Source organism: Amnimonas aquatica, assembly GCF_002943415.1.
Taxonomy (GTDB): domain Bacteria; phylum Pseudomonadota; class Gammaproteobacteria; order Pseudomonadales; family Moraxellaceae; genus Perlucidibaca; species Perlucidibaca aquatica_A.
In genome coordinates this window covers 1-9,546 of sequence record NZ_PTQZ01000047.1, presented here as the reverse complement: position 1 = coordinate 9,546, position 9,546 = coordinate 1, and the positions used below count along the sequence as shown (strand labels likewise).

Annotated in this window: 10 protein-coding genes and 2 pseudogenes; 11 read left to right on the top strand and 1 reads right to left on the bottom strand. The window is 69.4% G+C overall.

The window, feature by feature from the left end; translation table 11 throughout:
- The 11 genes and pseudogenes from C5O18_RS03410 to tatC form a co-directional block, all read left to right on the top strand.
- Positions 1–557: SPOR domain-containing protein (locus tag C5O18_RS03410; protein ID WP_105191469.1), on the top strand; the 557-nt coding region annotated here is incomplete at its 5' end.
- Positions 554–1,078 carry an ATP-dependent protease subunit HslV gene (gene hslV / locus C5O18_RS03405; RefSeq protein WP_105191467.1) on the top strand — a complete coding sequence of 175 codons (525 nt, stop codon included), beginning with the start codon at positions 554–556 and terminating at the stop codon, positions 1,076–1,078. The genes C5O18_RS03410 and hslV, both read left to right, overlap by 4 nt.
- 4 nt (positions 1,079–1,082) lie before the next feature.
- Positions 1,083–2,441, top strand: coding sequence for an ATP-dependent protease ATPase subunit HslU (hslU, locus tag C5O18_RS03400; protein ID WP_241146720.1), 1,359 nt, complete (start codon positions 1,083–1,085; stop codon positions 2,439–2,441).
- A gap of 45 nt (positions 2,442–2,486) precedes the next feature.
- Positions 2,487–3,287, top strand: a complete 801-nt coding sequence (locus C5O18_RS03395; protein WP_105191465.1) for a DUF8198 family protein — start codon at positions 2,487–2,489, stop codon at positions 3,285–3,287.
- A gap of 134 nt (positions 3,288–3,421) precedes the next feature.
- Positions 3,422–4,156, top strand: a pseudogene (gene ubiE / locus C5O18_RS03390) (bifunctional demethylmenaquinone methyltransferase/2-methoxy-6-polyprenyl-1,4-benzoquinol methylase UbiE); the annotation flags it as partial.
- 37 nt (positions 4,157–4,193) lie between these two features.
- Positions 4,194–4,856 (top strand): ubiquinone biosynthesis accessory factor UbiJ, encoded by a 663-nt coding sequence (locus C5O18_RS03385; RefSeq protein WP_105191461.1) that lies wholly within the window; start codon positions 4,194–4,196, stop codon positions 4,854–4,856.
- On the top strand, positions 4,853–6,505 hold the full coding sequence (locus C5O18_RS03380; protein ID WP_105191459.1) for an ABC1 kinase family protein: 1,653 nt from the start codon (positions 4,853–4,855) through the stop codon (positions 6,503–6,505). Before C5O18_RS03385 ends, C5O18_RS03380 begins: the two co-directional genes overlap by 4 nt.
- Positions 6,506–6,564: 59 nt before the next feature.
- Positions 6,565–7,280, top strand: a pseudogene (hisIE, locus tag C5O18_RS11240) (bifunctional phosphoribosyl-AMP cyclohydrolase/phosphoribosyl-ATP diphosphatase HisIE).
- Between the two features lie 35 nt (positions 7,281–7,315).
- Positions 7,316–7,582: a Sec-independent protein translocase subunit TatA gene (gene tatA, locus C5O18_RS03365; protein ID WP_241146719.1), complete on the top strand. Its 267-nt coding sequence runs from the start codon at positions 7,316–7,318 to the stop codon at positions 7,580–7,582.
- 15 nt (positions 7,583–7,597) lie between these two features.
- Entirely contained in the window at positions 7,598–8,068 is a 471-nt protein-coding gene (gene tatB / locus C5O18_RS03360; protein WP_105191453.1) for a Sec-independent protein translocase protein TatB, read from the top strand.
- Positions 8,065–8,835: a twin-arginine translocase subunit TatC gene (tatC, locus tag C5O18_RS03355; protein WP_105191451.1), complete on the top strand. Its 771-nt coding sequence runs from the start codon at positions 8,065–8,067 to the stop codon at positions 8,833–8,835. The genes tatB and tatC overlap by 4 nt, the downstream gene beginning before the upstream one ends.
- 52 nt (positions 8,836–8,887) lie before the next feature.
- On the opposite strand, the gene C5O18_RS03350 is transcribed toward tatC, so the two are convergent.
- Positions 8,888–9,546: zinc-binding alcohol dehydrogenase family protein (locus C5O18_RS03350; protein ID WP_146089187.1), on the bottom strand; the 659-nt coding region annotated here is incomplete at its 5' end.

Here is a 9,546-nt window from a genome sequence, read left to right as displayed (position 1 = left end):
TGCTTCTCGCCCTGCTGGTGCTGGCCGTGCTGGTCGCGCTGATCTGGCATGTCACCCGCAAGCCGGCCGCGCCGGTCGAGGCCGTGCCGGCCGCGCTCGCCGAGGACAAACCGGTCAAGCCGGCCAAGGGCAGCCAGCCCGCACGCACGGAGCAGGCGCCGGAACGCTTCGAGTTCTACGACATCCTGCCCAACCAGCAGGTGCTGCCGACACGCACACCGGAAAACCGTCCGGCACCGCGCCCGCGACCGACCCAGACCGCCTCGTCGCAGGCAGCGCCGGCCCCGACCGGCGCGTCCGCCGATGCCGCCGCGCCGCGCTGGCTGCAGGTCGGCGCCTTCCGCAGCGCAGCCGAGGCCGATCGCCGCCGCGCCCAGGTCGGCCTGCTCGGCCTGCCGGCGCGCACGCAGGCGGGCAGCGACGGCCAGGGCACCGCGCTGCACCGCGTGCTGGCGGGCCCGTTCAACGCCATCGACAGCCTCGAGGCCGCGCGCCGCACGCTGGCCGCCGCCGGGCTGGATGCCATCCCCCTCAGCAATCCGGGAGTGGAACCATGACCACCATACTGTCCGTCCGTCGCGGCAACAGCGTCGTCCTCGGTGGCGACGGCCAGGTCTCGCTCGGCAACACCGTGATGAAGGGCAATGCCCGCAAGGTGCGCCGCCTGTACCGCGACCAGGTCATCGCCGGCTTCGCCGGCGGCACCGCCGACGCTTTCACGCTGTTTGAATATTTCGAGGCCAAGCTGGAGAAGCACGGCGGCCACCTCGTGCGCGCCGCCGTGGAAATGGCCAAGGACTGGCGCACCGACCGCACGCTGCGCCGCCTGGAGGCCCTGCTGGCAGTGGCCGACAGGAGCGCCTCGCTGATCATCACCGGCAACGGCGACGTGCTCGAGCCCGAGCACGGCATCATCGCCATCGGTTCCGGCGGCAACTACGCGCTGGCCGCCGCGCGCGCGCTGGTCGAGCACAGCGAGCTGGGCGCCGAGGAGATCGTCAAGTACGGACTGACCGTGGCGGGTGACATCTGCGTGTACACCAACCACCACCACACGCTGGAACGACTGGACTGGTGATGCCATGAGCGAAATGACCCCGCGCGAGATCGTCCACGAGCTCGACCGCCACATCGTCGGCCAGGCCGCCGCCAAGCGCGCCGTCGCCCTCGCCCTGCGCAACCGCTGGCGGCGCATGCAGCTGGCCGAGCACCTGCGCCACGAAGTGACGCCCAAGAACATCCTCATGATCGGCCCCACCGGGGTCGGCAAGACCGAGATCGCGCGCCGCCTGGCGCGCCTGGCCAACGCCCCGTTCATCAAGGTCGAGGCCACCAAGTTCACCGAGGTCGGCTATGTCGGCCGCGATGTCGAGACCATCATCCGCGACCTCGCCGACATGGCGCTGAAGATGCTGCGCGAGCAGGCCGTCGCCAGCGTCGGCCACCGCGCCGACGAAGCCGCCGAGGACCGCATCCTCGACGTGCTGCTGCGCCCGGCGCGCGGCGGCAGCACCTGGGACACCGCCAGCGCGCCGCCGGCAGCGGCCGGCGACAACGCCACCCGGCAGATGTTCCGCCGCCGCCTGCGCAACGGCGAGCTCGATGACCAGGAAATCGAGATCGAGCTCAGCGCCGTGGCGCCGAACATCGAGCTGATGACCCCGCCCGGCATGGAAGACATGGGCGGACAGCTGCAGAAGCTGTTCTCCGGTCTCGGCGGCGGACGCCAGAAGCCGCAACGCCTGAAGATCCGCGAGGCGCTCAAGCGCGCCCGCGACGAGGAAGCCGCCAAGCTGGTCAGCGAAGATGACCTGAAGACCCGCGCGCTGCACGCCGTCGAGCAGCAGGGCATCGTGTTCATCGACGAGATCGACAAGGTCTGCCGCCGCGGCGAGACCCAGGGCGCCGACGTGTCGCGCGAAGGCGTGCAGCGCGACCTGCTGCCGCTGATCGAGGGCTGCACGGTCAACACCAAGTACGGCATGGTGAAGACCGACCACATCCTGTTCATCTGCTCCGGCGCCTTCCACCTGGCCAAGCCGTCGGACCTGATTCCGGAGCTGCAGGGCCGACTGCCGGTGCGCGTCGAGCTGGAAGCGCTGACCCCGGCCGACTTCGAGCGCATCCTGACCGAGCCGAACTTCTCGCTCACCGAGCAGTACAAGGCGCTGCTGGCCACCGAGGGCCTGAACATCGCCTTCCCGCAAGAGACCGTGAAGCGCCTGGCCGAGATCGCCTGGCAGGTCAACGAACGCACCGAGAACATCGGCGCGCGCCGCCTGCACACCGTGCTCGAGCGCCTGCTGGAAAGCATCGCCTTCGATGCCGCCGACCTGGCCGCCCGCCACGGCGGCGACACGCTGCCGATCACCCCGCAGGATGTCGAAACGCACCTGGGGGCACTGGTCCAGGACGAGGACCTGAGCCGTTTCATTCTGTGACACCGCCGCCAAGACACCGTGCATGACGCACACGAGGTATGAGAGATGAGCGCACTGGCTCACGACAGGGATGTCGGCAACACCAACGAGGAGGCCGCCATGGCAACATCGCCCGCGACCACGGATGCCGGAACCCCCGGCACCGCAGAGCGCATCCGCGCCGGCATCGCCCGCTACCGCGCCTGGGCCCGCCACCAGGACAGCGAGCTGGCCAGCCAGGTGCTGTCGGTGCAGGCCGTGCAGAGCGCCCGCCTGCGCCGCACCCATGCCGCGCTGCTGGCCGACGGCCGCTTCGCGCCCATCACCGAGTTCTTCCTGAGCGAGATCTACACCGGCCTCGACCTGGACGAGCTGGCGCGCGAGATCGAGAAGGCGCTGCCGGTGGCCACCCGCATGCTGCCCGACTCGGTGATGCGCACCGCCGCCACCGCCGTCGAGGCCAACGCGCTCACCGGCGAGCTCGACGAGGAAGTCGCGCGCGACCTGCTGGCGCGCGGCATCACCACCCCCGACGACGCCGACATGGCCGCCGCCTACCGCCGCTGCGGCCACTACGAAGAGCGCCACGAGCAGATGCACCTGCTGCGCGAGCTGGGCCTGGGCCTGGACCGCTACGTGCGCTCGCGCCTGATCACCGCCACCTTCAAGATGGCCGCCCGCCCCGCCCGCATGGCCGGCCTCGGCGGTCTCTACGACTTCATGGCCCGCGGCTTCGCGGTCATGAAGCCGATGAAGTCGGTGGCCGACTTCCTGGACCTGTTCATCGGCCGGGAAGCGCGTATCCTCGACAATCTCGCGCAGGGACACGAATATCCCTTCGAATTCGCACACGAGACCACGACATGAGCCAGCGCCCCGACCTGCCCCCCGCCAACGGCCCCCTCGCCCGAGGCGAAGCCGTGGCGCCGGCCGCGCAGCCGGCCCGTGCCGCCGGCCCGGCGGCCACTGCGGGTGCCCGTGACCACGGGCTCGGCGATGACGTGACGCACTTCGGCTACCAGACCGTGCGCGCCGAGGAGAAGGCCGGCAAGGTCGCCGAGGTGTTCCACTCGGTCGCCGCCAAGTACGACATCATGAACGACCTCATGTCGTTCGGCATCCACCGCCTGTGGAAGCGCTTCACCGTCGAGATGTCCGGCGTGCGCCCGGGCCAGCAGGTGCTGGACATCGCCGGCGGCACCGGCGACCTCGCGCGTGCCTTCCACCGCGAAGTCGGTCCGACCGGTCGCGTGGTGCTGGCCGACATCAACTCGTCCATGCTCGCTGTCGGCCGCGACAAGCTGCTCGACTCCGGCGTGGCCGGACAGATCGAGTTCGTGCAGGCCAACGCCGAGTGCCTGCCGTTCGCGCCGGGCAGCTTCGACCTCATCACCATCGCCTTCGGCCTGCGCAACGTCACCGACAAGGACGCCGCGCTGCGCTCCATGTACCAGTCGCTGAAGCCGGGCGGACGCCTGCTGGTGCTGGAGTTCTCCAAGCCGGTGCTGGAACCGCTGTCCAAGATCTACGACACCTATTCGTTCACCCTGCTGCCGCTCATGGGCAAGCTGGTCGCCAATGACTCGGAGAGCTACCGCTATCTGGCCGAGTCCATCCGCATGCACCCGGACCAGGAAACGCTCAAGGGCATGATGGAGCGCGCCGGCTTCGAACGCTGCGACTACCACAACCTGACCGGCGGCATCGTCGCCCTGCACCGCGGCTTCAAGCTCTGAGCCTCTGGCCGGGAAGCCCCAGGAGAACCGCAAGCCCATGCCCTCGCTGCCCTATGTGCTCGCGCTGCGTGCCACCGAAGCGCTGATCAACCAGGCGTTGCGCTACGACCCGGCGACACAGCAGCGCCTGCGCGCGCTGGCCGGCAAGAGCATCTACCTCGAGACCGAGGCGCCGCGCCTGAGTGTCATGGTGCAGATCCGCGAGGACCGCGTGCGCCTGCTCGCCGAATCCGACCAGCGTCCGCACGCCACCATCGAGGCGCACAGCACGGCGCTGCTCAAGCTCGCGCTGGCGCAGCAGCCGCAGCTGATCGGCGGGCCGCTGCGCGTGCACGGGCAGGTCCAGCTCATCGAGCAGCTGCATGGCATCGCCAAGCAGCTCGACATCGACTGGGAAGAGCCGCTGGCCATGCTGTTCGGCGACGGCCCCAGCCACCAGCTCGGCCAGCAGGTGCGCGGTCTGTTCGGCTTCGCCCGCAAGGCCGCGCGCACCTTCCTGCAGAACAGCACGGAGTACCTGCAGGAGGAGCGCGAGCTGCTGCCGGTGAAGTGGGAAGTCGAGGAATTCATCGAGGACAGCCGCGACCTGCGCGCCGATGTCGAACGTGTCGAAGCCCGTCTGCAACGCCTGCAGCAACGCATCGACCGGCTCGCGCCGGCCACCGCCGGCAACCCCCACAGCCGCAAGGAAACCCCATGATCCGCCACTGGCCGCGACTGCTCCAGCTCTGGACCGTCTTCGCCCGCTACCGCCTCGACACCCTGCTGCCACCGCCGCCGGGCGCCGCCGCGCGCCTGGCGCTGCTGGCCATCCGCCTGCACCCGGCCTGGTGGCTGGCCGGCGACAACGCCACCCGCCCGGACCGCGTGCGCCGCGCCTTCGAGGAACTGGGGCCGCTGTTCATCAAGCTCGGCCAGCTGCTGTCGACCCGCCGCGACTTGCTCGACCCGGCCGTGCTCGACGAACTGGAGCACCTGCAGGAGAACGTGGCGCCGTTCCCGGTCGCCGAGGCCAAGGCCATCGTCGAGCGCGAGCTGGGCGTGCCGCTGGCGCAGCACTTCGCCCGCTTCGACGACCAGCCGCTGGCCGCCGCTTCCATCGCCCAGGTACACACCGCCGCCCTGCTCGACGGCCGCGAGGTCGTCGTCAAGGTGCTGCGCCCCGGCGTGGCCGAGCGCATCCGCACCGACATGGCCCTGCTCAAGGATGTCGCTCGCCTGGCCGAGGAGCGCCTGCAGATGCGCGTGCTGCCGCTGCAGCGCATCGTCAGCGACTACGAGCGCACCCTGCTCGACGAGACCGACCTGGCGCGCGAGGCCGACAACACCCGCCAGCTGCGCATCAACTTCGCCAATTCGCCGCTGTTCTACGTGCCCGAGGTTCATGACGCCAACGACAGCCGCGAGGTCATGATCGCCGAGCGCATCGAGGGCGTGCCGATCAACGACCACGCCACTTTCGCGCGCCTGGGCATAGACCGCGAGAAGCTGGCCAACAAGGGCCTGACGATCTTCTTCACGCAGGTCTTCCGCGACAACTTCTTCCACGCCGACATGCACCCCGGCAATGTCTACGTGGAGACCGGCAACCCCGCCGACCCGCGCTTCATCGGGCTCGACTGCGCCATCGTCGGCTCGCTGCCCACCGATGACCAGCTCACCATCGCGCAGATCCTGCTCAGCCTGATCCAGCGCGATTTCACCCAGCTCGTGCGCATCGCCGCCCAGGCCGGCTGGATCCCGGCCGGCGCGCCGCTGGACCTGATCGCGCGCGAGGTGCGGCGACTGGTCGAACCGGTGCTGACCAAGCCCATCGACCAGGTCAACCTGGCGCCCATCCTCGCCGGCCTGCTCGACCTCGCGCGCACCCACGAGCTGCAGATCCCGCCGCAGTTCGTGCTGCTGCTGAAGACGCTGATCCATGTCGAGGGCCTGGGCCGCGAGCTGTATCCGCAGCTGGACATCTGGAGCCTGGCGAAACCGCTGCTGAAGCAGTGGCTGAACGACCGCATCGGCCCCAAGGCCCTGCTCCGGCGCATCACCGAAGACACGCCGCTGCTGATCGCCGGCCTGCCCGACCTGCCGCAGCTGGTGTTCGACGCGCTCACCCAGATGCGCCAGAACGGCCAGTGGCAGAGCCGCCAGCTCGCCGAACTGAAGCAGATGCAGCGCCAGCTCGCCGCCAGCCGCCGCCACGATTTCCTGGCCTGGACCGGGCTGCTTGCCGGTGCCGGCCTGCTGCTGGCCGCCCCGCTGGGACTGGCCGCGGTGGCGGCGAGCCCGGCCGCCGTGCCTGCCGGCATCGCGCTGGTCGCGGTCAGCCTGGTCTGGCGCCTGCTGGCGAAATGACGCTGGCCGGCGCTTCCGGTATGCTCTCCGGCCTATGCAAGTGACACACGGGAAACGCCATGTCTTGGCTTGATGAAGTGCGCTGGGACGCCAGCGGCCTGGTGCCGGCGATCGCGCAGGACCACCTGACCGGCCGCGTGCTCATGGTCGCCTGGATGAACCGCGAGGCGCTGTCGCTGACCGTGACCGAGCAGCGCGGCATCTACTGGTCGCGCTCGCGCAGCCGGCTCTGGCGCAAGGGCGAGGAGTCCGGCCACGTGCAGCTGCTCAAGGAGCTGCGCCTGGACTGCGACGGCGATGTCGTCATCCTGCAGGTCGAGCAGCTCGGCGGCATTGCCTGCCACACCGGCCGCGAATCCTGCTTCTACCGGCGCTTCGAGAACGGCGAGTGGATCACCGTCGATGCCGTGCACAAGCACCCCGACGAGATCTACGCATCATGACCGACGTGCTCCGCGAACTCGCCGCCGTGCTGGCCGAGCGCAAGCAGGCCTCCCCGGAAAGCTCCTATGTGGCCAGCCTGTACCACAAGGGCCTGAACAAGATCCTCGAGAAGGTCGGCGAGGAATGCACCGAGACCCTGCTCGCCGCCAAGGATGCCGAACGCAGCGGCAATGTCGACGACCTGGTTTATGAAACCGCCGACCTCTGGTTTCACACGTTGGTCATGCTCAGCCAGTTGAATGCGCACCCGGACCAGGTGCTGCAAGAACTGGCACGCCGCTTCAACCTGTCCGGCCTGGAAGAGAAGGCCTCGCGCGGACAGGCCGACTGAGACTTGACCGCCCCGGGGGCGGAGGAGACTGAAACATGCTGTCCGGAATTTCGCTGCCGCACATCCTGCTGCTGCTGGTCATCGTGGTGCTGGTGTTCGGCACTTCCAAGCTGAAGAACCTGGGCAAGGACCTGGGCGGCGCCATCAAGGGCTTCAAGGAATCCATGAAGGGCGAGGACGATGCCGCCGCGCCGCAGGCACAGCAATCCCAGCAGCCGCCCGCCCAGCTGACCCAGCAGCAGACCCCGCCCGCGCAGCCGGCTGCCCAGCAGCAGCACAGCGAACCGCGCCAGGGCCAGTGATCCGGAAAACGCAACATGTTTGATGTCGGCTTCAGCGAACTGCTGCTGCTCGCGGTGATCGCGCTGGTGGTGCTCGGCCCCGAGAAGCTGCCCCATGCCGCGCGCATGGCCGGCGCCTGGATCGGCCGCATCCGTCGCCTGCTGGTCAGCGTGCAGGCCGACATCGAAAGCGAAGTCGCCGCCGCCGAAATGCGCGAGCGCATCCGCAAGGAAATGGAAAAGGCCAAGGCCGCCGCAGGCCTGCAGGCGCTGAATCAGGAGCTGCAGAAGATCGACAGCGACATCCGCTCGGCGCTGGATGACACGCGCACGGCGCCGGCGCCAACCGATACCGCCGGCACACCCGCGGCGATACCGGCCGATGCACCGATACCGCAGGACACGGATGCCGCGCACGCCGCAACAGGCACCGGCACATCCGCCCCAGCCGTGGTGCCGGCGGGCACTGCCCCCGACAGCGCCGACACACCCGCCGAGAAGTCATGACAGACCCCTTGCTGCCGCCGCCCGGGCCCGCCCCCACCGACATGCCGCTGGTCGGCCACCTGGTCGAGCTGCGCACGCGCCTGATGCGCGTGCTCGGCGCCGTCATCCTGCTGTTCTTCAGCCTGGCCTACTTCGCCAACGACATCTACGCCTGGCTGTCGGCGCCGCTGCGCGCGCTGCTGCCGCCCGGCAGCACCATGATCGCGACCGATGTCACCTCGCCGTTCATGGCGCCGTTCAAGCTCACCTTCTTCGCTGCCCTGTTCATCTGCATTCCCTACATCCTGGTGCAGATCTGGGGCTTCATCGCGCCGGCGCTGTACCGGCACGAGCGCCGCATCGCCATTCCGCTGGTGCTGTCCAGCGTGGTGCTGTTCTACGCCGGCGTGGCCTTCGCCTACTTCATCACGCTGCCGGCCATCCTCGGCTTCTTCACCAGGGTCGGCCCGGAAGGCGTGGCGATCATGACCGACATCAACCTGTACCTGGATTTCGCGCTCAAGCTCTTCCTCGTCTTCGGCTTCACCTTCGAGATACCGGTCGCCGTGCTGGTGCTGATCGTGGCCGGGGTGGTCAACAGCGCCTCGCTGGCCGACAAGCGCCGCTACATCATCGTCGGCTGCTTCTTCGTGGCCATGTTCCTGACCCCGCCGGACGCCCTGTCCATGGCCATGCTGGCCATCCCGATGTGGCTGCTGTTCGAGCTCGGCCTGTTCTTCGGCCGCATCATCGAGAAGCAGCGGGCGCTGCGGGCCGACGCCGACTGAGCGCAGCCCGCCGGGGTGCCTCAGGCCACCTCGCCACTGTCTGGCCCTGCGCTCAGAACCCCTCCAGCACCAGCTTGCCGATGCTGCTGCCGCTCTCCAGGCGGGCATGCGCCTGACGCAGATCCTCTGCGGTGATGCGCCCGGCCACGCCAGCCAGCGTGGTGGACAGCACGCCGTCATCCACCAGGTTGGCGACCTCGGTGAGGATGCGGTGCTGCGCGATCATGTCGTCGGTGGCGAACAGGCTGCGGGTGAACATGAACTCCCAGTGCAGCGACACGCTCTTGCGCTTGAGCAGGCGGATGTCGATGGCCTCCGGATCGTCGATCAGCGCCACCTTCCCCTGCGGCGCCACCAGCGCGGCGACATCGGCCCAGTGCCGGTCGGTGTGGGTCAGGCAGGCCACGTATGCGGGCGCCGCCAGGCCCTGGCCATCCTGCGTCCGCGCTGCAGACCAGGCCGTCGCCAGCGAACCGCCATGGTCGACGACATGATGCGCGCCGAGCCGCAGGCACCAGTCGCGGCTTTCCGGCCGTGACGCGGTGGCGACCACGGTCAGCCGCGTCAGCTTGCGCGCCAGCTGCACCAGCACCGAGCCGACACCGCCGGCACCGCCGATGACCAGCAACGTGCCGGGCTGGTCGCGCGCCACCTGCAGCCGGTCGAACAGCAGCTCCCAGGCGGTCAGCGCGGTCAGCGGCAGCGCCGCCG

What these genes read in the sequence shown, in the direction of transcription:
- hslV (WP_105191467.1), top strand. Translation starts at nt 554, where the DNA reads ATGACCACCATACTGTCCGTCCGTCGCGGCAACAGCGTCGTCCTCGGT.
- hslU (WP_241146720.1), top strand. Translation starts at nt 1,083, where the DNA reads ATGAGCGAAATGACCCCGCGCGAGATCGTCCACGAGCTCGACCGCCAC.
- C5O18_RS03395 (WP_105191465.1), top strand. Translation starts at nt 2,487, where the DNA reads ATGAGCGCACTGGCTCACGACAGGGATGTCGGCAACACCAACGAGGAG.
- C5O18_RS03385 (WP_105191461.1), top strand. Translation starts at nt 4,194, where the DNA reads ATGCCCTCGCTGCCCTATGTGCTCGCGCTGCGTGCCACCGAAGCGCTG.
- tatA (WP_241146719.1), top strand. Translation starts at nt 7,316, where the DNA reads ATGCTGTCCGGAATTTCGCTGCCGCACATCCTGCTGCTGCTGGTCATC.
- C5O18_RS03380 (WP_105191459.1), top strand. Translation starts at nt 4,853, where the DNA reads ATGATCCGCCACTGGCCGCGACTGCTCCAGCTCTGGACCGTCTTCGCC.
- tatB (WP_105191453.1), top strand. Translation starts at nt 7,598, where the DNA reads ATGTTTGATGTCGGCTTCAGCGAACTGCTGCTGCTCGCGGTGATCGCG.
- tatC (WP_105191451.1), top strand. Translation starts at nt 8,065, where the DNA reads ATGACAGACCCCTTGCTGCCGCCGCCCGGGCCCGCCCCCACCGACATG.